We start from the raw sequence: 22,470 nt of genomic DNA, 5'->3' as shown, positions 1-22,470 counted from the left end.
ATGCGTAAAAAAGTGATCATTGTAGGCGGCGGCACAGCCGGATGGATGACCGCCTGTCTGATGGCAAAACGCCTGGCTGACAATGTCGATATCACGGTGATCGAGTCACCGGATGTACCGACAGTCGGTGTGGGTGAAGGTTCCACTCCGTCCCTGCGTCACTTTTTTGCTGAGCTGGGGATCACCGATGCTGACTGGATGCCCCGTTGCCAGGCCACTTACAAAGTTGGCATTGAATTTACCGGCTGGAGTCCCCAGTCCGGCCCGGATAGTTATCGGCATCCCTTTATTTCTCAGCTCGATTCATTCAGCGAACGGCCGTTTCAGGTCAACTGCCAGACCCGCCGGCTTGGCCTGGATGTCTGCACGCAGCCTGAAGCATTTTTGTTTAACGGGTATCTGGGTAAAGCCGGTAAAGCGCCGATTACACCGGCACACTTTCCGTTTCGGATAGAATACGGGTATCACTTTGATTCTGCCTTGCTCGGCATCTTTCTCAGTGAGCATGCTGCAGCACTGGGCGTGACCCGACTGTGCGATACCGTATCTGATGTGGCTATCAGCAGCCAGGGCGACATCAGTCATCTGGAAACCAGTCAGCATCGCCGGTTACAGGCAGATTTGTTTGTTGACTGTACCGGCTTTCAAAGCCTGCTGTTACAGCAGGCCCTTGGCGTTGAGTTTGAGTCTTTTGCTGATGCGTTATTTAATAACCGGGCGGTGGTAATTGCCACCGAGGCTGATCCGTCTGCGCCGGTAGAAACCCGCTCTACCGCACTAAAACACGGCTGGGCCTGGCGCATACCGTTACAACATCGCACCGGCAACGGTTATGTATACAGTGATGCCTACACTACTGCCGAACAGGCTGAAGAAGAACTTAAAGCGCATCTGGGGCTGACCGGTCAGCCGGTGAATGTCAGACATCTGAGCATGAAGGTCGGCCAGGTTCGTCAGCACTGGGCGGCGAACTGCCTGGCAGTGGGGTTGTCCCAGGGATTCATTGAGCCGCTGGAAGCCACAGCCCTGCATCTGGTTCAGCAAACCATTATGCAGTTTTGCCAGATGTGGCAAAAAGGCAATTTCACCACGGCTCAGCAAGACAATTACAATACCTTGCTGCGCCGCCAGTTTCTGGCGGTTAAAGACTATATTCAGGCGCACTATAAACTGAATACTCGCCAGGATACGGCCTACTGGCGGGATAATCGTAACAATCGGCAGCTGTCCACTCCGTTACTGGAAGTACTGGACGCCTGGTATCGAAAACAGGATATTGGCGATGTACTGGCCCGCCAACAATCGCCCAGCCATTTCACTTCCACATCATGGCTATGCCTGCTGGCCGGCTATGGTATTTTCCCGCCTCCGGCCGCAAACCAGCCGGGCACCGGCGATATGCTGAGCGAACATGATCTGCCCGCATTTTTTAACGGCTGCTTGCTTAACTTTCAGCGCCAGAAAGATCTATGGGCAGACCCGGCGTGTGCATCGAGGTGTCATGGGTAGCCAGCGCACTGTCCAGCGCCGCAGCGGCATAGTATAAATCCAGTTCTGCCTGTCGCCTGGCCACATGTGCTTTGATGGCGTCCATGCGCGCTTTAATCAGCTTGGTCTGCCGGGCGTTAAGTATAAACATGTCAGCATCACCGGCATTAAAACGGGTGCGCTCGGCATTTTGTAGCCGCTCAGCCAAGGCTCTGGCCTGCTGGCGTAAGTCCAGCACCTTCTTGCTTTGCTGCCAGTTAGCCACGTTAGCATCAAACTGCTGAATCAGTTTTTGCCGTAAATCCTCTATTTTAAACTGCACTTCACGTACTTTAGCAGCAAGCGCCGATTCTTCGGCCCGGGCTTTACGGTTGCCTAGTGGATAGGAAAAACTTAAGCCAACTTTGGTTTCGGTACCTTCCAGAGATTTCACGCCACTGCCAACGTCCCGCCCTACAGAAGCCTGCATATCCAGCTTGGGAAGCAAGTTATTACGCGCCAGATCGTATTCGGCCTGCTGCTTGTTCAGACCAGCCTGCATCGACACTTGCAAAGGGTGGCCATTCAGGGCCCGGCGCAAATCACCAATCCGGGTTTCATTTAACAAAAACGGCCAGTCAGGTCGGTGTTCTCCTGGGGCTGCCAGCGTACCGGGTGAAGTCATAAAATAGCGCAGTTTGGCCAGCGCAATCGCCTGCGCCTGTTCGGTATCCGCTTTAAGCAATTCCACTTCCAGCAAACTGTTCTGATAATCATCCAGCGCAATCCGGGCGGCATCGCCCTGCTCTACCCGCCGTTTTAAGGCTGTTTCACCGGCTTTAAGGGCGGTGGTCATCTCACCCAGCGCTTTAAGCTTCAGCGAGCTTTCATACCATTTCAGGTAGGTGCTGGTTGCCACATACAGCTGATCGTTGACAGAGGCATTATACCGGGCCTGCCACTCCTGCAGCGACAGGCGCGCGGTCTGCAAGCCGGTGCGACGGGCATCGGTATCCCGCCCCTGCAGTAAAGACAGGCTGATTCCCACCCGGAACTCACCTGCCGACAAGGTTTCGTATTCAGCCTCATACACCGGAAAATCACCATCAGCGAGCTGATACTGGGTAAACACTTCCCCATTCATGAATGCCAGCGGCTTGGACACCCCGGTGGTCAGTACATCACCACTGTAATAACCGGAGACCCGGCTGGAAACTTTCTGGCTGAAATAAGGGTCAAACGCGGCATCGGCTTTATCGATTTTAGCCTGCGCCTGTGCGCCCTGCTCGCGCATGGCCATGACTTTTGGATGGGCGGTGATAATCTGCGCCAGTACATCTGAAAGCTGTAATTCAGCCGCCCCGGCCTGCTGCCCCAGCATCATACCGGTAAACAGGGCAATCAGCCGTTTACTTGCCATTGGTGTTCTCCTGGGTACGTAAATCTGCTGCCGGTTTGGGCGGGAAGTTATTCAGCTGACGCCACATTTCAAAGCCAAGCCGAACTTCATCTAACAACACCCAGGCCTTTACCCGGCTACCAAAGCGAATCACCCGTTCATCAGGCCAGCCGCCTTCGTTGGGATCCGGCTTAAGCCACACATTGAACTGGCCGTTCTGGTCTGCCACCGGCTCTACATACATGACCTGGCCACCAAAGGTACCAATAGCCGCCTCCGGCCAGCCACTGAACTGAAAAACAGGCCAGCCATCAAATTGCAGACGAGCCTTGTCGCCGGCTTTGATCAGCGGCGCATCCATGCCGGCAACCGAAATACGTACCGTCCGGTCGACCCCGGTGGGGATAAACTGGCCCAGTACATCGCCGGCTTTCACATACGTTGACGGACCGCCGGAAAACAGCCGTACCACAATCCCGTCAGAAGGGGCGACTTTGGTCTGTGTGCGCTGCCGCGACAACGACATACTGGCAGCATTAATGTCTGACGAGCTCTTAGCCACTTTCGCATTCATTTCCTGCAGCTTTATCTGCGCAATTTCCACGGTTTTTGCTGACGCCACGCCATCTTCCAGCAGGCCCTGCTGACGCTGGAGATTATTGCGGGCATTTTCCAGCGCACTGAGATTAGCCTGTTGAATGGCTCTGGCTGCTTCAAGCTGGCCTTCCAGTTTATCCACCAGTTCTTCATCCACGTCTATCAGGGTCACTATCGGGTCCCCTTTTTTAACCTCAGCGCCTTCCTGAACATGCCACTGTTTTATCTGACCGGGAACCAGCGCCGAGATGGCCTGCGTCCGGTCAGAAGGATTCAGTGAATCAACCGCGCCCTGTCCCATTGCGGTTTGTACCCAGGGGGTAAACCACAGCAGCAAGCCGGACGCCACAATCATAAAAATAATTAAAAAGCAGGCAATTTTATACACTTTGGGCAGCCTGATGGCATCGGCTGACGGAATCTTACTTAAGTAGTGTTGTTCATTATTCGGCATCAGTGAACTCCGAAGCAGACGGGGTACTCAGCGGACGGTGAAAATCAAGCCGCGCTTCATCATCAAATGTCATGACTGCGTTAAACCACTGGCTTTCCGGTGTATTGGTAAAATACAGCACGGTGGCAGGCAATGCGTCAATCTGACTCAGTAAGGTATGGCGCACCGCCTGAGGAATCGCATCAAAATGCTGGTTAATAATAATAACCGGCGCCTTGGCCAGAATTGCCGCTGCCAGTTTCAATAGCAGAAACTCCAGGGGCTGTAGGGGGCCACCAAGCGCTGATAGCTTGCTGTTAAGTCCTTCTTCGAAGTTATTAATAACATCGGTCAGCTGAACCATCTCCAGTACCCGATCCACTTCTACATGCGTGGCTTCAGGCGCTGCCATCAGCAGGTACTCTTCAATGGTGCACTCCACTACGATGGAGCGGTCGACCAGCGCGACCGCCTGACGCAGCTCCAGGGGATCGTAATCAAACAGCGCCTGATCAGCCAGAGTCACAATACCCTGGGCAGGCTTATCGTAACGCTTGATAAGTGCGGTCAGCTGACGCTGTAACCAGCTTTTATCGCTGAAGATATAACACTTGGTACCGGCAGGGATGGTAAAATCCAGCTTACAGCTTTGCTGCTGATGGCTGACCACAACATGCTCAAAGCCCAGATCCGGAGCTGTCGGTACACAAACCTTGGCCTGCGGCTCGGGTTCCTGAGGAATGGTCAGCGCGCCGCCCAGTTTTTCAGCCGCACCATACAACTCGTAATACAATTTCAGATACATTGAAAAGCGGGCAATCCCCACAAATACGGCCGACATGATCAGCTCAGCCGCCACCAGCTGACCGATAGACAACTGACCCAGCACAACCAGGTAGCCGCCCAGCCCCAGTAACAGCGCGCTGGCCAGCGCATAAATCACCAGAAACATAATCGACTGGGTAAAGGTATAACGAAAATGTGCCCGATGGTGCTTGAGATAATCCTCAATGCGCTGCTGGGTCTGGGTAGCGGCGTAATCCTGATGGCGACTGGATTTGAAAAATTCATGAGCACTGGAAATATCGGTCAGCCACTTGGCCCCGTCATACTTACTCTGGGACAACCGGATAGCCGAGGCTTTGGCTTTATTACCCCAGATTTTCCAAACCGCAAACATGGCCAGCAGAATGCACACGTTAAAAGCAAAAAAGGCCGGGTGATAAAACGATACCAGGGTGAAGCCGACCAGCATCTGCAAGACCAGGGCAAACCCGTCAATCATCAAAGACGGGACATTTTTTTGCAGTGTCATGATGTCAAAATAGCGCTGGGTAATCGTAGTGTTACGCCGGCCCTCAAAAAAACTGTGCGGCGCGAACAGGGTTTTCAGGCTGACCTGACTGGTTAAGCGGGCATAGATTTTTCTTTCGTAATATTCCATTACCCGCATTCGCAGGGCACTGAACAGCCCGGAAATAAGCAGGATAATCATCAGCACTACGGCCAGTGTCACCACGGCCCGCACCGATGCGGTATTAACCACGCTGTTGATAAGAGTCTGTACAGCCAGAGGCACCGCCAGGGTCAGTAAACTGATCGCAATGCCATACACCACCGCTGCACCAAAAAAGCGCCGGTCAGGCTGTAGCAACGAAAACAGCATCGAACGGGTTTCTCTGAGATTTATTTTTTCCGCCATAACCTACTTACCGGGAGTCGTTGAATCATTACGCAGTCTAGCCTATGCTTAAATCAGTATAAAGCTGATAATATCTTTTACGAACATCGAAAAAACCTGATATGAAACAGTTAAACTATCATCACCTTTACTATTTTTATCTGGTAGCCCGTCAGGGCAGTATTGCCCAGGCAGCCCGTTTATTACATGTTACCCCACAAACCGTGAGCGGACAGCTAACCACCTTTGAATCACAGCTGGGCCAGCCACTGTTTGATCGGGTCGGCAAACGATTGCATCTCAATGGTCAGGGTAAACAGGTTTATCAGTATGCCGAAGAAATATTTCAAAAAGGTCATCAGCTACTGACATTACTCCAAGCCGACTCGCCCCACCAGGCCACTGAATTTGTGGTTGGCCTGACCGATGCGATTCCCAAAGTGCTGGCTTATGATTTTATGCATCAGGTCATGCGGGCGCACCCCGAAGTCCGGTTTGTTTTTAAGGAAGAACGATTTGATACCCTGCTTAGCGAAATGGCGATCAATCATATTGATATGGTGCTGGCTGATCGGGGTGCGGCGCCAGGCACCTCAGTAAAAGTAACCAGTCAGTTGCTGGGGCATTCCGCGGTCAGCTTTTTTGCCCGCGCGGATATTGCCAGTGAGCTGGCAACTGACTTTCCGGCGTCACTGAACCGGGCTGACATTCTGATGCCAGGCATACGTTCAGGCATTGCGATGGCTCTGGCCAACTGGCTGGAAAGCGAGCAACTCACGCCCCGGCGGGTCGCCGAGTTTGATGACAGTGCGCTGCTCAAACTGTTTGGCGCAGAAGGATTTGGCGTGTTTTGCGCGCCCTCCTGTATTGCAACGCATGTAGAGCAGCAATACAGTGTTCAGCATATCGCGTCAATTCCCGGTCTGACCGAGCAATTTTATGCACTGACCCGACAAAATCAGGCCGAACAACCGGTTATCAAAGAAATTATTAATCAGGCCAGCACCCTGCTGGCCCACCAGTAAGCTAACCGGCTTGCTTGGTTAGCAGCACGGTCATGGCGTGATTGAAATGGCGCATCCACACCACACTAAACTGCCCTTTGGCCTGTCGGTTCATCTCAATCACCGCCTGCTTCTTGGCCATCTGAGTGTCTTTGTTGTGGGCTCTGGAATGGGTCATCGCATCGTAGGTATCGAGAATCGCCAGTAGTTTGGCCCCGTCACAGATATCATCTTCTTTCAGACCCAGCGGATAACCGCTGCCATCCGGACGCTCATGATGCTGCATCACAATTTTACGGGCATGATCCCACTGGTCAAGATGCTCCAGTAATCGGGCACTTTTATACACATGGGAGCGCATCAGATTAAACTCCTGATCCGTATAGGGCTGATTTTTATTCAGTAGCGGCAACGGCATAAATGCCATACCAAAATCATGCACATAACAGGCAACAGACAACTGATCATCATCAACCGGGTTGCCAGCCAGATGATTTATATACAGCGCCAGTTTGGCAATCCGGTCGCCCCGACCGGCCCAGTAATTAGAGCGATGCTCGATAGTCCGCATCATTTCCCGGAAAAACAGCATATCGGCCTGCTTTTCCGCGCTGACTGCTTTAGGAATGCCGGTATTAGCCAGGGTGGCGGGGGGGCGTTTTATATCGGTAACCGGCGCGGCGCTGTCGGTGCCACCGGGCTCACCAGCGGCGTTAATATCCAGCGCCGGATTGAGCAATAACGCGGCTTCGCCTAATAGTCGCTCATGCTCTGGTTTGTTTTGTGGGGTCACCCGGGTAATGGCCAGAATCAGCTGTTCGTGCAACACATCGTCATAGGCCGCCCGACCACTGCTCATGACCTCTTCAACAAACCCTTTCACCCGATCCATCGTCAGCAATACCAAGTCACTCATGGTGCTGGTATAATCCACTTCGCCTTTGCGCAAGTAATCGAGAAGATCTTCCACATGCTGCAATAACGGAATCATGGGGGAAAAGTTTACCAGCCCCAGATCGCCTTTAATGGTATGAATAGAGCGAAAAAGCGCTCGCTGCAATTCATTATCCTGTGGACGTAGCTCCAGCTCAATCAGGGTTTGTTCGCTGGCTTCGTATAGCTCATTGATTTCTTCCATCAGGTCAGTGAGGATGTCTTCTTCAAGTTCTTCAGGAGCGAAAGTTTGCATAGCCATGGTTACCTGTGGAATAGATGTCGTAAAACGTAATCAGTGTAGTAAAACTATCGGTTTTCACCGCCAGCTTCTTTAGTTCTTTAGCATAATTATAGACAAAAAGACTGATCGGACATGTGAAAGGCCTGCAATATTTTATACTTCGCGCCAAATTAAGCAAAAGGATACTCAGTGTTAGCGGTAATTCGAATCCCCATCATGTTTGTCGCCTTCATTCTCATAAACCTGATTGTGTTTATGGTCTGCATCTGTCGGCCGTTTCACAGAAATAATGTTCACTTTGCCGGACAGGCCTATTCACAAATGGCGAAAATTCTCGGGCTGAAAGTAGTGGTGCGACGTCACCCTGATGTGTCCGCATCCACCCCGTATGTATTTATCGCTAATCACCAGAATAGCTACGATATCATTACCATCTGCAAGGCCGCCCTGCCCGGCGTGGTAACCATTGGTAAAAAGAGTCTGAAGTGGATCCCCATGTTCGGTCAGATTTACTGGTTGTCGGGTAATATCATGATTGACCGCAAAAACAGTGGTAAAGCCCGCGATACCCTGATGGTGGCCGGTAAAAAGATAAAAGAAAGACGGACATCTGTGTGGGTTTTCCCGGAAGGTACGCGTAGCTATGGCCGCGGCATCTTGCCGTTTAAATCCGGTGCATTTCGTATGGCCAAAGCCGTCAATGAACCGGTGGTGATGGTCACTGCCAGCAACCTGCATAAAAAAGTGAACTGGAATCGCTGGGATAACGGCACGGTGCTGGTCGATATTACTGCGCCGGTCGCCCTGACTGACGACAAAACTATGCGCGAGTGGACGGATTATTTTCAGCAGCAAATGCAGCAAAAAGCGAAAGAGCTGGATGCAGAAGTCGCTGAACTGGAAAAAACACGGTAAACTACACACTGACATTCAGCGATAGATACAGGCATGAAACAAATAGACGAACTAGCCGAATGGCAGGATTTTAATCAGGAAACCATCGATGCACTGCTTGAAGACGGTAGTCAGGCAGACGCTGACTATTTCATTGAGCATCATCTTGCCAGTACAGATTTTGATAAACTGGAAAAAGCCGCGGTGGATGCGTTTAAAGCCGGTTTTGAAGTCACTGATGCTGAAGAACTGGAACTGGACGACGGCGCTCTGGTTTTTTGCTTTGACGCGACTATCGAGCGCAAACTGGAACGCGCTGCCCTGGACAAAGACGTTGAAACCCTGCTGCTGATCGCTGACAAACAGGATGTACAGTATGATGGCTGGGGCACTTTTTTTATGCCCCGGGACGCGGCAACGCCTTATGATGAAGGCGATTTCGACGACGAATAATACATCCTCCGGCACTGTATCAGCACAGTGCCGCTTTTTTTCTCCGCTTTGTTCTTTTTCCACCCGACTCCCCCGCACAGTTAAGCTTACTTTCAGTTTTTGTTCAGCAAAACTGTTGCATGGTAATTGTATTAACCATGACATTGCAGGTGCATATTATGCCTATCAGACCAACTTTTCTGGCCGCTGGCTTGTTGCTGGCAACACCACTGACGCTGGCTGATACTTTTGAAGTATCGGTAAAAGAAACCCAGTTTGACGCGCCACTGACCCAAACCACAGTGGCAAACGCTGACGGAAAATTTTCTGCTAAACGGCAGGTCAGTGCGTTTTCCAGCCGTCAGAAAACCCGTACCACATCTGTTGATGATGGCACATTCTGGATTTTTGATACCTACACTACCTTGTATGACGATCTGGATTACGACAACTATTACTCAACACTAAGCATCACCTTAGATGCAGATACGGTGTACAGCGAAGCCCCGGTCTATGCGGTTGTTTATCTGGGCGATGAGACAGAATATAACTCTGTGCATGTTTCATCCGTTTTCACCATTTACGGCGATGACAGCAGCGATAGCCTGACTATCGACATTGACCTGGTTAGTGGCTTTCGCCCCTACGATTATGATGTGCTCATTGAACTGTATGATGCGACCAATGACGAGCTGGTGGCGTTTTCTGATGCACTGGATGACGCGGATTTAAGCCTGCTGAGCCTGGAAAGTAATGATTATGATACCCCGCAGACAGAACAAACCGTGGTAGTCGTGGAAGAGCATGGTGGCAGCAGCACCGTCTGGAGCCTGGCTATTCTGGCGCTGGTTGCCGGGGTACGCCGGTGGCAACACATTAAAAACTAAACGGTTTAGTTATACTTCTCTTTGGTAGTCTGCTGAAAAGCTGCCACAATGAATTCAGGCAGTAAAAAAAATAAGACACGTGAGCTATGAGTAAGTACGTTGCATCAACCGGACGGCGACGGTTTATTGCAGGGACGCTGACTACCCTGGCGACCGCCGGTGTTACGCCCTTTGCGATAGGCAAAGAAAAGCCCCTGGTCAGGGTTATGGGGACCCACGTCACTCTGCAGGAAGCCTTGCGCCAGCAAGCTATGCAGGACTTAGGCATACGGCTGTCGTTTTCTCCCGGTGGCTCAGCCTCCGTGTTGCAAAAAGCGTCTATGAATCCAGCCGGGTTTGATTTATACGAACAGTGGTCAAACAGCATCAATGTGCTGTGGCGGGCCGGGGCCATTGCGCCGATTGATGTAAAGCGCCTGACCTACTGGGATGAAATTAATAGTCTGTCCAAAACCGGTAAAATTACCGCCAGTGCCCGAACGGGGGCCGGCGATGCCCCGCACAAAATTATCAACGTGCAGCCCGACCATACCCTGGGTAGCCGGCAAACCGGTTATATCAGCTTTTTACCCTACGTGCACAATGTTGACTCCTTTGGCTATAACCTGGATGTGCTGGACCCGTCGTTTAAGCCTGAGCAGGAAAGCTGGGGCTGGCTGCTTGATTCACGTTTTTCCGGCCATGTTGCGATTGTTAATGACCCGACCATTGGTTTATTTGATCTGGCACTGGCCGCTCAGGCTAAAGGTTTTGTGAAGTTTAACGATATAGGCTCCATCACGCATCAGGAGCTTGATGAACTATTTAAACTGTTAATTGAACTGAAACAGTCAGATCACTTTGCCGGCTTCTGGAATTCGGTGCCTGAGTCGGTGCAGTTTATGCGTAGTCGCCGGGTGCACATTGAGAGTATGTTTTCCCCTGCGGTGTCGGCGCTGAACGGTCAGAATATTCCGGTACGCTTTGCCGCTCCCCAGGAGGGCTATCGCGGCTGGCACGGGGTTATGTGTCTGTCTTCCAAAACCACCGGCCGGGTGCGCGATGCCGCGTATGACTATATGAACTGGTGGTTATCGGGCTGGCCCGGGGCATTTATCGCCCGGCAAGGCTACTACATTTCTAACCCGCAGCGCTCTGCGCAGTATTTAAGTGAAGCGGAATGGAATTACTGGTATAAGGGACTACCCGCCTCAGAACCATTGCGTGGCACTGACGGTAATATTTCAGTGCAACAGGGGGAGCAGCGTACCGGCGGCAGCTATGAAGATCGCTTCAGCAATGTAGCCGTATGGAATACGGTTATGCCGACGTACGAGTACAGTTTGCAGAAGTGGTACGAATTTATAACCTCTTAATCATGGAGTGATCTTCAGATTTATGTTCAGGTCTATCCGAACTCAGCTCATTTTGGTGTTAGTGGCACTGGTTAGCTTGTTGCTATTACAGGGTATTATCGCCAGAGCCAATCAGTCATCGCTGGCTGAAGCTATCAATGCGTCTGGTCAGGCGGTGATCGATGTTGGCCTGGTAGGTGAACTACAACGAGATGTGCTGGACCTGCAACGTAATGTACTGATTTTCAAAGAAACCGCCAGTCCCTCAGCGGTGACCCGGTTTGAACGCCTGATGCAGGCTATTAAAATCAAGCTGGATAGTCTGGAAAGCTCAAAATTGTCCACGCAGGCCCAGTATCAGGCCGACAATACACTGGAGCGCATGCGCAGCCATCTGCTCAGCTATCAGGATAACTTCGCGGAAGTCGTGGCAGCACGTCAGCAACGGGAGCAAATTCTTTCATCCGGTAAACTGACCGCAGCGTTTGATGTGGACAATTTGCTTAACGCCTCTCAGGCCGCTCCTGACTCGCGGCAGGTCATCTTGCTGCGTCTGCATCTGAGTAAGGCAGAAAATGCCGCATTGCAGTATTTGCAGCAACCAGACTCCGGTCAGATCATAGTATTTAGTCAGGAGCTGACCCAGGCACAAGCTGTGCTTTCTTCAGTCAACTGGGCTAATAGTGCGCAAATCGGCGAGCAGCTGGCGACCATCGAGGCGCAGTTTATGCGCCTGACGCGCATCATTCAGGGCAATTTGTTTTTGGTTAATGTGGTCATGGCCGGCTCAGCCAATGAATTTTTATACTTAAGCGGCGAGATGAACACTCAGGTTAACGAGCAGTATATCGCCCTTAAAAACAAAGCAGAGCAAAGCTCCATTGATGCCCGCCGTAATCTGGACATTGCCACACTGTTTGTCATTTTGCTGGCGATTATCGCTGCCGCTTATACCTTTTACCGCATACTGGGTCCTATCCGCTCCATTACCGATGTTTTCCGGCAACTGACAGACGGCAAAAAAATTGCTGAGATCCCGGGTCAGCACCGGCAGGACGAAATTGGCCAGCTGGCAGAAGCAGCCCGGGTATTCAGTGATAAAAATGCCCAGACGAATCAACTGCTGGAAGATGCTACTTTGCTTAATGCTCAGCAGGAGGCCCTGAACCGTGAACTGGCGGCTTCGAAGAAAAAAGCTGAACAGGCTACCGCATCTAAAAGTATCTTTCTGGCCAACATGAGCCACGAAATCAGAACGCCCATGAACGGGATTATCGGCCTGCTTGATCTTGCTCAGAAGCAACCGATGACAGCACTGCTTAAAAACTATCTGGATAAAGCTGCTTTTTCCGGTCAAATCCTCATGAGTGTGATTAACGATATTCTGGACTTTTCAAAGATTGAGGCCGGTAAGCTGGAACTCGAAGAAATTGCTTTTTCCATGGACTCGGTGTTTGACAATTTACTGGCTGTCATTTCGCTACGCGCCCAGGAAAAAAACCTGAGTGTAAAGCTTCTGGTATCCCCTCACCTGCCGGCCAAAGCCATCGGCGACCCGCTACGTATATCCCAGGTTTTGCTCAATCTGGGTACCAATGCCGTGAAATTTACCGAGCAGGGCGAAATCACCATTCGCTTTGACGGTGAATACAATGACAAGGGTAATCGTCTGATGCTGAATGTGGCAATTGAAGATACCGGTATTGGGATGAGTGAAGAACAGCTAAGCCGGATATTTCAGCCTTTCACTCAGGCTGATGAAGCCACCAATCGAAAATACGGCGGCTCCGGGTTGGGTCTGACCATTGTAAAGCAGCTGATCGAGATGATGGGCGGGGAACTGGCGGCCAGTTCACGCACTGCCAACGGCTCAGTATTTAATGTCTCGCTGCCCCTCAAAGTTTTTAAAAATCAGCCGGGGATGCTTGAAGGAACACCGTCCCTGCCCTTTGGCACACTGTATTTTTCAGACAACCCGCAATTGTGTGACAAATATCGCGACCTGCTGCATATTCAAAGCCTGAATGAGCCGCTGTCGCATTTGCACAATGATATTGGTGCGCCGCCCTGCGTGGTGGTGGATATTGACACCTACAGCCATTTTCGTGAACACATTGAACAGCTCGACATTTTGGTTAAACGTGGGGTGAAGGCCGGTCTTGTGGTCAACACCCAAACCGGGCAACTGGTAGAAAAAATGCTGGCCCGCTGGCCGCATCCCATGCTGGTCCACCCGTTTACGCCGCAGCAGTTCATTAACTTTGCCTCCGCACTTTCCGGCTCGGCTGACAACCAGACCAGTAATGCTGAGCAGGTCAGTGATACCGAGGCTGCCAGACTCGAAGGCCATGTGCTGTTAGTAGAAGATAACAATATCAACCAGCTGGTCACCGGTGAAATGCTAAGCTCGCTGGGAATCAGCTTTGATATCGCTGAGGACGGACAGCAGGCAGTCACAAAAACAGAGAACTCGCCACAGTATGATCTGGTACTGATGGATGTGCAAATGCCGGTAATGGATGGCTATGAAGCCACCCGGATGCTGCGCAGTAAAGGCTTTAAAAACCTGCCTATCATTGGTTTGTCGGCCAATGCCATGAAAGAGGATAAGGCGCAGGCAATGGATGCTGGCATGGATAATTACCTCACCAAGCCAATAAAACGGGAAGCTCTGGTGGCTATGTTAACCCGTTACCTGCACTGACATCCCCGCTTCAAACCAGGGTTGGGCCGTGAGGTAGTCTCTCAGCTCATTTTTAAATAACGACGCTCTGGCTGAAAGACTGTGCTGATAAGGCCAGACCATCGAGATTTCACGCATGGGCGCCTGCCATTGTGGCAATATCTGAATCAGTCTGCCGGCCTTCAGATCAGGATAAGCCAGCCCCATTGGCAGTAGCGCAATACCCTGCCCTGCCAGGGCAATATTTCTGACAACACTCAAATCATTGCTACGATAGGCAGCGCTATCGAAGAGCACTTGTTCAGCGCCCTTACACAACTGCCACGGGCTAAACATATCTGCCATGATGTGTGGATGGGTTTCCAGTTCATCAATCGATTGTGGTGGGTAAGGATAATCTGCCGCACACACGAGCAATACGCGAATCCCCCCAAGCATACTTTGCCTTAATGAGCTGTTAACCTGCTTACCGGAACGTAACGTAACGCAATATCAGCACCGCTGGTCAGCATGTCACTGTCAGGGTCGGCTGTTCTGACATTTAACCGAATATCAGGATAACGCTGAGTAAACTGTTGCCAAAACAAATCCAGTGGTCCTGCAGCTAAATTAGTCGGTACCAGCACGCTTAGCGGGCCCGTACACCTATTCATATCCTGCTCCAGGTAAACCAACCGCTCATCAAGGGCGTGCACCAGCGCAGCACACTCATGGTAATAAGTATCACCGAGCGGTGTTAATTTAAGCCCTTTTTTTGAGCGATGAAATAACACCCCACCGACCTCCTGCTCAAGCAACTTCAGCTTTCTGGAGGCCGTAGTCAGGGTCAGGTTTGCCTTGATCGCTGCCTGGCTGATACTGCCAGATTCAACGGCAAGGGCAAATAGCCGGATATTGTCCAACATTAGCAATTCCCATATTTGCAATTTAAGCTTTCATTTTTTGCTATACACAGCTTTTTTGCAACTGTGTAAAATACCTTGTTTACTTACCAACCAAAGAGATGAGTATGTTGCACCGTAGTGTATTTGCATTTTTTATGTCGCTTGTGCTCAGTATTATTATGTCGGCCTGGGTGACCTACCTGAACCTGGGGCTGACATCTGATTTTATCGCAAAATGGCTCGAAGCCTGGATTCTGGCGTGGCCGGCAGCCGCCGTATGCGCCTTTTTATTTGGTCCTGGGGTGGGCAGGCTGACCAACCAAATTGTGAATAAAGCAATGAGTTAAAAAGCATAAAAAAAGCCCCGCAGGCCAAAACCTGCGAGGCTTTTTTCTCATGGTGACCGTTTACAGCGCGCTAATCGTGCTGTGCTGCTCACGCAACTTAGCAAGTTGCTTTTCAGCTTCATCCAGCTTGCTACGTTCTTTATCGATCACAGCGTCAGGTGCATTACTGACAAACTTCTCGTTAGACAGTTTGCCCTGAACCCGTGCCAGATCCTTTTCAGTCTTTTCGATGGCCTTATTCAGGCGTGCCAGCTCAGCATCTTTATCGATAAGGCCCGCCATTGGAATTAGTATTTCCATATCCCCGACAATAGCAGTTGCACTAGGTGGTGCCTGCTCGCCTTCTGCTAAAATCGTGATGCTGTCCAGCTTAGCCAGTTTATCGATAAACACCCGGGCCAGATCGATACGCCGGTTATCTTCCTGAGACACGAAGCGCAGCTTGGCATCCAGTGGTTTGTTGGGAGAAATATCCATCTCACCACGAATATTCCGGATCCCCACGATAAAGCGCTTCACCCACTCAATATCAGACAGTACCTGCTCATCCTGCTGGGCAGAAATCTGCTGCGGGAATGGCTGTACCATAATACTGGTAGTATCATCTTTTACAGCACTTAGCGGCGCGACTTTCTGCCAGATTTCTTCGGTAATAAATGGCATCAGTGGGTGTAGCAGACGCAGTACGCTTTCAAGCATGTTAATCAGTGTATGGCGGGTACCACGCTTTTGCGCTTCGCTGCTGGCGTCACTGTTTAACACCGGCTTGGTTAATTCCAGATACCAGTCGCAGAACTGATTCCAGGTAAACTCATACGCTGTCTGGGCAGCAATGTCGAAACGGTAGTCGGCCAAAGCCTGCTCAAACTCTTTCAGGGTTTCCTGAAACTTGGCTAAGATCCAGTGATCCGCCAGGCTCAGTTCCATATCACCACCATCCCGGCCAGTGTCCAGCCCTTCGGTGTTCATCAGCACAAACCGTGACGCATTCCAAATCTTGTTACAGAAGTTGCGGTAACCTTCCACCCGGCCCATATCAAAGTTGATATCACGGCTGGTTGATGCCATGGCGGCAAAGGTAAAGCGCAGGGCGTCAGTGCCGTAGGCCTGAATACCATCCGGAAACTGCTTACGAGTACGCTTGCTGATTTTCTCAGCCAGTTGTGGCTGCATCATGCCCGCGGTACGCTTTTCGACCAGCGCATCAAGATCAATGCCGTCAATCAGGTCAATCGGGTCCAGCACGTTACCTTTGGACTTCGACATTTTATCGCCATTTTCATCGCGAATAAGACCGGTGATATAAATATCCTTAAACGGAATCTGGCCGGTGAACTTTTTGGTCATCATGATCATTCTGGCAACCCAGAAGAAAATAATGTCAAAGCCGGTGACCAGCACAGACGATGGCAGGAAGGTTTCCAGCTCCGGTGTTTTTTCCGGCCAGCCCATGGTGGCAAATGGCCACAGCGCTGAGGAGAACCAGGTATCCAGTACGTCTTCATCCTGTGACAACGACACATCGTCGGCCAGGCTGTGTTTCGCGCGAACTTCTGCTTCGTCACGGCCTACGTAAATATTGCCGCTATCGTCATACCACGCCGGAATACGGTGACCCCACCACAACTGACGGGAAATACACCAGTCCTGAATGTTGTGCATCCACTGGTAGTAAGTTTTATTCCAGTTTTCCGGAATAAAGCGAATCTCGCCTGACTCTACCGCTTCAATCGCCGGCTTTGCCAGTGATTCAACCGCTACGTACCACTGATCAGTCAAAAATGGTTCGATAACCGCACCGGTGCGATCGCCGCGGGGAACTTTCAGTTTGTGATCTTCAATTTTAACCAGAAAGCCTGCGTCATCGAGATCTGACACAATCTGCTTGCGGGCATCAAAGCGATCCAGGCCGCGGTAGGCTTCAGGCGCTTCGTCATTAATTTTGGCATCTGCCGTCAGCACATTGATCATCGGCAGGTCATGACGCTTGCCCATGTCATAGTCGTTAAAGTCGTGCGCAGGCGTGATCTTCACACAACCGGTACCAAATTCAGGGTCGACATAGTCATCGGCAATCACCGGAATCAAACGGCCGGTAATGGGCAGTTTAATCTCTTTACCGATCAGGCTCTGGTAACGTTCATCATCCGGGTGTACCGCCACAGCCGTATCGCCCAGCATGGTTTCAGGACGGGTAGTCGCCACCACCAGCTCACCTGAGCCGTCGGCCAGCGGATACCGCATGTGCCACATGTGGCCGGCTTCTTCTTCGTTCAGCACTTCCAGATCGGATACCGCGGTATGCAGTACCGGATCCCAGTTCACCAGGCGTTTGCCCCGATAAATCAGGCCTTCTTCGTGTAGCTTAACAAAGACTTCGGTAACCGCATCAGACAGATTATCGTCCATGGTGAAGACTTCACGACCCCAGTCAGGTGATGTGCCCAGACGACGCATCTGACCGGTGATTGTGCCACCGCTTTGCTCTTTCCATTCCCAGATTTTTTTCACAAAATCTTCGCGGCCAAGATCGTGGCGGGTTTTGCCCTGTGCATTTAGCTGACGTTCAACCACCATCTGCGTGGCAATACCGGCATGGTCTGTACCCACCTGCCACAGCGTATTGTCGCCTTTCATGCGGTGATAACGGGTCAGTGCATCCATAATGCTTTGCTGGAAGCCATGGCCCATGTGCAGACTGCCGGTGACATTAGGCGGCGGCAGTAAAATGCAATAAGGGTCTCCGTGCCCGGATGCTTTGAACATTCCTGAAGCTTCCCACTTCTGGTAACACTGCTGTTCAATAGATTTCGGTTCGAAGGTTTTTTCCATACATACTCTCAAAATTAAGCTGACTTAAACTGCATATGGCAGCCAGCTTGCTGAAATTGTTTATAACGAATGCGCGCGGCTTTTTTGGCCTCTTCGGCGACCGGCACAAAATCAAATATTTGCTGAAAACGCTGGCTGTTATCCGGCATGGTATCACTTAGGTTAACCAGCACCGGGCGGCGGCTCAACTGGCCAGCCTGCCAGCAGATTTCAACCGGCGTACCTGCTGCCGGCCCTTCGCCAGCCATATTGTGAGGCACAAACCGGTTCGACGGTAGCTGCCACAGTAAATCATCCAGCGCCTCAGCCTGCGCTTTTGACGCACATAGCACCGTACACTTACGCTTGGTGCTGTACGCATCAGCAATCAGGGCGCAGGCCAGATTTGGCCCGGCATCCTGCTCGTCGGACAGTTGGTAAAAAGTTACCTGTGACATGCCCGATCAATCCTCCTGATTGATGCCTGCACGATTCATCAGAAACTGTGACAACATCGGAACAGGACGGCCTGTTGCGCCTTTGTTTTTGCCGCTGCGCCACGCAGTGCCGGCAATATCCATGTGCGCCCAGGTATATTTTTTAGTGAAACGGGACAAGAAGCAACCAGCGGTGATGGATCCGGCTGGGCGTCCGCCCAGGTTGGTCATATCAGCAAACGGGCTTTCCAGCTGTTCCTGATACTCATCCCACAGTGGTAAGCGCCATGCACGATCAGAGCTTTGCTCAGAGGCATTAATCAGCTCATGCGCCAGCGGATTGTGCTGACTCATCACGCCCGTAGCATGGTGACCCAGCGCAATAATACAAGCGCCGGTCAGCGTAGCAATATCGATAACCAGTTCAGGGTCATAACGCTCGACGTACGTCAGCGCATCACACAACACCAGGCGGCCTTCGGCGTCTGTATTTAATACCTCAACCGTCTGACCTGACATAGTGGTCAGGATATCGCCCGGGCGATATGCTTTGCCATCTGGCATATTCTCACAACCTGCCAGAATACCGATGATATTGATTGGCAGATTTAGCTGCGCTACGGTATGCATCGTACCTAACACGCCGGCAGCGCCGCCCATGTCGTACTTCATTTCATCCATGCCATCGCCTGGCTTCAGGGAAATACCGCCTGCATCAAAGGTCAGCCCTTTACCCACCAGCACAATGGGTGCCTGATCAGCCGGACCACCACGGTGATGCATAATACTCATCATCGATTCGTTGTCGGAACCCCGACCTACGGCCAGATAGGCTTGCATGCCCAGCTCAGCCATTTGCGCTTCATCCACCACTTCGGCAGAAATACTCTCGTAATCAGCCGCCAGTTTTTGCGCCTGCTCCCACAGGTAAGCCGGATTGCAGATATTTGGCGGCATGTTGGCAACGTCACGGGTTACTTTAGCCCCGGCACTGACAGCCAGACCGTGATCAATGGCGCGCTCGCCAACAGTCAGTTCACGACGGGTCGGAACATTGAATACAATTTTACGCAGCGGACGGCGCGGCTCGCCTTTTTTGGTTTTCAGATGCAGGAAGGTGTACAGGGAGTCCTGTGTGGCTTCCACCGCCTGGCGTACTTTCCAGTAAGTGTCACGGCCTTTCACATGCAGTTCAGTTAAAAAGCACACCGCTTCCATTGAACCGGTTTCATTCAGGGTTTTGATGGTCTTGGCAATAATCTGCTTGTACTGGCGTTCATCCAGTTCTCGCTCTTTACCGCAGCCCACCAGCAGAACGCGTTCGCTCAGTACGTTGGGTACATGGTGCAACAGCAACATTTGGCCGGCTTTACCTTCCAGGTCGCCACGGCGCAGCAGGTTACTGATATAACCATCGCTGATTTCATCCAGCTGTTCGGCAACTGCAGTTAAGCGTCGTGGCTCGAACACCCCGACCACGATGCATGCACTACGTTGTTTCTCAGGGCTACCACTTTTTACACTAAACTCCACGATGACACCTCGCTTTTATCCATTTTGTGTTTGCAGAAATACAAAATCACATAACGTTTTGCACTGCTTTTATGTTTTAATACGCAGCCATACATTGTATGGAACTTCGCAGAAACACAAAGTTCGTAATACTGTACTAATTGCAGTCAATGACCGCTATATTTAACAGCATTATGACTAATTTCCATGCAAACAAACATGTTGCCGCAGGCAAAACTTGTAAAAACGATTAGTTTACTCAAAATTGTGCGTTCTTTCACTATAATTCCAAACTTTCCAGTAGGGCTGACATGCTGATATTTCGCTACCTGATAAAGGAAACGCTGAAGTCACAACTGGCGATTTTTCTCATACTGATGGCAATTTTTGTCACCTTACGTTTTGTGCGTGTACTGGGTGATGCATCAGATGGTGATATCCCGGCCGGGCTGGTGCTCGGTTTTCTTGGCTTATATGCCCCCATTCTTGCTTCCCTGGTTATGCCAATCAGTGCCTATCTGGGAATTATGCTGGCGCACGGCCGGTTTTATGTTGACTCAGAAATGACCGTTATGCGGGCCTGTGGTATCAGTGAATGGTACATCACCCGGGTCATGCTGTTTTTATCGCTGTTCATTATGGTAATAACCGGATTCATTACACTTTATCTTGCGCCCACTGCCGCCGATAGTGAGTACCAACTACGCGAAAAAGCTCGCAGTGAAGCTGGCCTGACAGCGCTGATCCCTGGACGCTTTCAACAGACTGGTAATGAAAAAGCGGTGATATTTGTTCATGATATTGATAACCAGAATGAGCGGCTGAAGCGGGTATTTTTGTCGCAGAATCACCCTGAAGATAATCAGGCTGAGGTACGTGTGGTATACGCGGATGAAGGCTATATTCGCAATAATCCGGATGGCACCCGTAACCTGGTGTTACAGGACGGTGTGCAGTATGAAGGGGTGCAAACACAAAAAGATTATCGCAAAGTTGAATTTGATGAATACCAGATTCAGATTGCTGATGAGTCGAATGAGGAACCGCGGCGTAAAGTCAGTACCCTGCCTACCGAAGAACTGTGGGATGATAATTCCACCGAGGCCAGGGCTGAACTGCAGTGGCGTCTGGCCATCCCGTTATCTATTCCATTTTTGACTCTGATAGCCGTACCGCTCAGCGCCGTCGACCCCCGCCAGGGCCGGTTTGGTAAAATGTTCCCGGCGATTTTGCTGTATCTGGGTTACTTCCTGTTGCTGCTGGCCAGCCGGCGGGTGCTGGCTGATGGCAAGCTGCCCATTGAACTGGGTTTATGGTGGGTACACATTACCATGGCGATTATCGGCGTGGTGCTGATTGCCAGAGACAGGAAAATGGGTACCGAACTGCGTGCCTGGCTTAAAAGGAAGAAATGATGTTTAAAATTCTTGACCTTTATATTGCCAGAACTCTGCTGGGCACCATTTCGGTGACCTTGTCTGTTCTGGTTGGCCTGAGTGCGCTGATCAAATTTGTGGAGCAGCTGCGTAAACTGGGCGAAGGTGACTATGATATTTTGCACGCTGCGTTATACGTGGTGTTGTCACTTCCCCGTGATCTGGAAGAGTTCTTTCCCATGGCGACTCTGCTGGGAGGCCTGGTCGGGATGGGAGTGCTGGCCAGTAACAGCGAACTGGTTGTAATGCAGGCCAGCGGGCTCAGCCGCTGGAATATTATTGGGTCAGCCATGAAATCCGCGGTCGTGATGATTCTGTTTGTCATGGCGTTGGGTGAATGGGTTACGCCGTGGGCAGAAGCCAAGGCCAAGGAAGTACGCACCGAAGCGATTTCAGGTGGATCCCTGTTTTCCGCTGACCAGTTTGTATGGGCCAAAGATGGCGAGCACTTTGTCAGTATCGGTCAGGTCATCACTCGCGAAAAACTACGTGATATCAGTATCTTTGACTTTAACGACGATCTGTCGCTGGACAATATCACCTACGCACAATCCGGTTCGTTTGACGGTCAGGTCTGGTGGCTGGAAGAGGTATCAGTGACCGAGTTTACTGATAAACAGGTCTCGGTAGAAATGCAGGAGCGCCAAAAATGGGACTCCACCCTGACCCCTGACAAATTAGGCATTGTTACAGTTAAGCCCGAAGCCTTGTCGATTCGCGGTTTATTCGATTATGTGGCATATCTGGATAATAACGCCCAGGACAGCAGCCGATACCAGCTGGCCTTGTGGCGCAAGATCTTACAGCCCGTGTCTATCAGCGTTATGCTGCTCACCGCTCTGTCGTTTATCTTTGGTCCGCTACGTAGCGTGACCATGGGCGCGCGAGTCATTATGGGTGTTCTGACCGGATTTGGTTTCTTTATTACCAATGAAGTATTCGGCCCGCTCAGCCTGGTGTATAACTTCCCGCCGGTGGCCGGTGCCATACTGCCCAGCCTGTTGTTTGCCGCAGCAGCCGGAGTGATGTTAAAACGTTAATGACAACAAAGCTGG

The 22,470-nt window shown here is 51.1% G+C and carries 19 protein-coding genes; 10 read left to right on the top strand and 9 right to left on the bottom strand.

What is annotated here, in order from left to right; all coding sequences use genetic code 11:
• Complete coding sequence (locus EZV72_RS04140) at positions 1–1,509, top strand: tryptophan halogenase family protein (protein ID WP_137166045.1); 1,509 nt, start codon at positions 1–3, stop codon at positions 1,507–1,509.
• On the opposite strand, the gene EZV72_RS04135 is transcribed toward EZV72_RS04140, so the two are convergent.
• The 3 genes from EZV72_RS04135 to EZV72_RS04125 are packed head-to-tail and all read right to left on the bottom strand — an operon-like array spanning position 1,445 to position 5,598.
• Entirely contained in the window at positions 1,445–2,887 is a 1,443-nt protein-coding gene (locus EZV72_RS04135; protein WP_137166044.1) for a TolC family protein, read from the bottom strand. The two genes, EZV72_RS04140 and EZV72_RS04135, sit on opposite strands and share 65 nt — an antisense overlap.
• Positions 2,877–3,917 carry an efflux RND transporter periplasmic adaptor subunit gene (locus EZV72_RS04130; RefSeq protein ID WP_137166043.1) on the bottom strand — a complete coding sequence of 347 codons (1,041 nt, stop codon included), beginning with the start codon at positions 3,915–3,917 and terminating at the stop codon, positions 2,877–2,879. Before EZV72_RS04130 ends, EZV72_RS04135 begins: the two co-directional genes overlap by 11 nt.
• Entirely contained in the window at positions 3,907–5,598 is a 1,692-nt protein-coding gene (locus EZV72_RS04125) for an ABC transporter transmembrane domain-containing protein (protein WP_137166042.1), read from the bottom strand. The genes EZV72_RS04130 and EZV72_RS04125 overlap by 11 nt, the downstream gene beginning before the upstream one ends.
• A gap of 101 nt (positions 5,599–5,699) precedes the next feature.
• Between EZV72_RS04125 and EZV72_RS04120 the strand changes: the two genes are divergently transcribed.
• Entirely contained in the window at positions 5,700–6,602 is a 903-nt protein-coding gene (locus tag EZV72_RS04120) for a LysR family transcriptional regulator (protein WP_137166041.1), read from the top strand.
• Between the two features lies 1 nt (position 6,603).
• Here EZV72_RS04120 and EZV72_RS04115 read toward each other — a convergent pair whose 3' ends face one another.
• Positions 6,604–7,770 (bottom strand): HD domain-containing phosphohydrolase, encoded by a 1,167-nt coding sequence (locus EZV72_RS04115; RefSeq protein WP_137166040.1) that lies wholly within the window; start codon positions 7,768–7,770, stop codon positions 6,604–6,606.
• A gap of 177 nt (positions 7,771–7,947) precedes the next feature.
• Here EZV72_RS04115 and EZV72_RS04110 point away from each other — a divergent pair, with 177 nt between their 5' ends.
• The 5 genes from EZV72_RS04110 (at position 7,948) to EZV72_RS04090 (ending at position 14,009) form a co-directional block, all read left to right on the top strand.
• Positions 7,948–8,673 carry a 1-acylglycerol-3-phosphate O-acyltransferase gene (locus tag EZV72_RS04110; protein WP_137166039.1) on the top strand — a complete coding sequence of 242 codons (726 nt, stop codon included), beginning with the start codon at positions 7,948–7,950 and terminating at the stop codon, positions 8,671–8,673.
• Between the two features lie 33 nt (positions 8,674–8,706).
• Positions 8,707–9,105, top strand: coding sequence for a ribonuclease E inhibitor RraB (gene rraB, locus EZV72_RS04105; RefSeq protein ID WP_137166038.1), 399 nt, complete (start codon positions 8,707–8,709; stop codon positions 9,103–9,105).
• 158 nt (positions 9,106–9,263) lie between these two features.
• Complete coding sequence (locus tag EZV72_RS04100; protein WP_175405043.1) at positions 9,264–9,971, top strand: choice-of-anchor H family protein; 708 nt, start codon at positions 9,264–9,266, stop codon at positions 9,969–9,971.
• Between the two features lie 86 nt (positions 9,972–10,057).
• A complete protein-coding gene (locus tag EZV72_RS04095; RefSeq protein WP_137166036.1) occupies positions 10,058–11,326 on the top strand; it encodes an ABC transporter substrate-binding protein in 1,269 nt (422 codons plus the stop codon).
• A gap of 22 nt (positions 11,327–11,348) precedes the next feature.
• On the top strand, positions 11,349–14,009 hold the full coding sequence (locus EZV72_RS04090; RefSeq protein ID WP_137166035.1) for a hybrid sensor histidine kinase/response regulator: 2,661 nt from the start codon (positions 11,349–11,351) through the stop codon (positions 14,007–14,009).
• Here EZV72_RS04090 and EZV72_RS04085 read toward each other — a convergent pair.
• Both EZV72_RS04085 and EZV72_RS04080 read right to left on the bottom strand, forming a co-directional pair.
• The gene (locus tag EZV72_RS04085) at positions 13,989–14,426 is read right to left on the bottom strand and encodes a LysR substrate-binding domain-containing protein (RefSeq protein WP_137166034.1); all 438 of its coding nucleotides are present in this window, start codon (positions 14,424–14,426) and stop codon (positions 13,989–13,991) included. The genes EZV72_RS04090 and EZV72_RS04085 overlap by 21 nt on opposite strands.
• An 8-nt stretch (positions 14,427–14,434) precedes the next feature.
• Positions 14,435–14,893 (bottom strand): LysR family transcriptional regulator, encoded by a 459-nt coding sequence (locus EZV72_RS04080; RefSeq protein WP_137166033.1) that lies wholly within the window; start codon positions 14,891–14,893, stop codon positions 14,435–14,437.
• 104 nt (positions 14,894–14,997) lie between these two features.
• Between EZV72_RS04080 and EZV72_RS04075 the strand changes: the two genes are divergently transcribed.
• Positions 14,998–15,219, top strand: a complete 222-nt coding sequence (locus tag EZV72_RS04075) for a DUF2798 domain-containing protein (RefSeq protein WP_137166032.1) — start codon at positions 14,998–15,000, stop codon at positions 15,217–15,219.
• A 60-nt stretch (positions 15,220–15,279) separates the two neighbouring features.
• On the opposite strand, the gene EZV72_RS04070 is transcribed toward EZV72_RS04075, so the two are convergent.
• From EZV72_RS04070 to pepA, 3 genes are read right to left on the bottom strand one after another with little or no spacing between them, the layout of a single operon-like run.
• Entirely contained in the window at positions 15,280–18,051 is a 2,772-nt protein-coding gene (locus EZV72_RS04070; protein ID WP_137166031.1) for a valine--tRNA ligase, read from the bottom strand.
• 14 nt (positions 18,052–18,065) lie between these two features.
• A complete protein-coding gene (locus EZV72_RS04065; RefSeq protein ID WP_137166030.1) occupies positions 18,066–18,488 on the bottom strand; it encodes a DNA polymerase III subunit chi in 423 nt (140 codons plus the stop codon).
• Between the two features lie 6 nt (positions 18,489–18,494).
• Entirely contained in the window at positions 18,495–20,000 is a 1,506-nt protein-coding gene (gene pepA, locus EZV72_RS04060; protein WP_137166029.1) for a leucyl aminopeptidase, read from the bottom strand.
• A gap of 290 nt (positions 20,001–20,290) precedes the next feature.
• Between pepA and lptF the strand changes: the two genes are divergently transcribed.
• Together lptF and lptG are read left to right on the top strand one after the other, a co-directional pair.
• On the top strand, positions 20,291–21,394 hold the full coding sequence (gene lptF / locus EZV72_RS04055; RefSeq protein ID WP_137166028.1) for an LPS export ABC transporter permease LptF: 1,104 nt from the start codon (positions 20,291–20,293) through the stop codon (positions 21,392–21,394).
• On the top strand, positions 21,394–22,455 hold the full coding sequence (lptG, locus tag EZV72_RS04050) for an LPS export ABC transporter permease LptG (protein WP_137168654.1): 1,062 nt from the start codon (positions 21,394–21,396) through the stop codon (positions 22,453–22,455). The genes lptF and lptG overlap by 1 nt, the downstream gene beginning before the upstream one ends.
• Positions 22,456–22,470: the final 15 nt, after the last annotated feature.

Origin of the sequence: Salinimonas lutimaris (assembly GCF_005222225.1) — a bacterium.
In the GTDB taxonomy this organism is placed as follows: domain Bacteria; phylum Pseudomonadota; class Gammaproteobacteria; order Enterobacterales; family Alteromonadaceae; genus Alteromonas; species Alteromonas lutimaris.
Note: the sequence above shows the minus strand (reverse complement) of the source record. Positions and strands in the feature narration are given on the sequence as shown.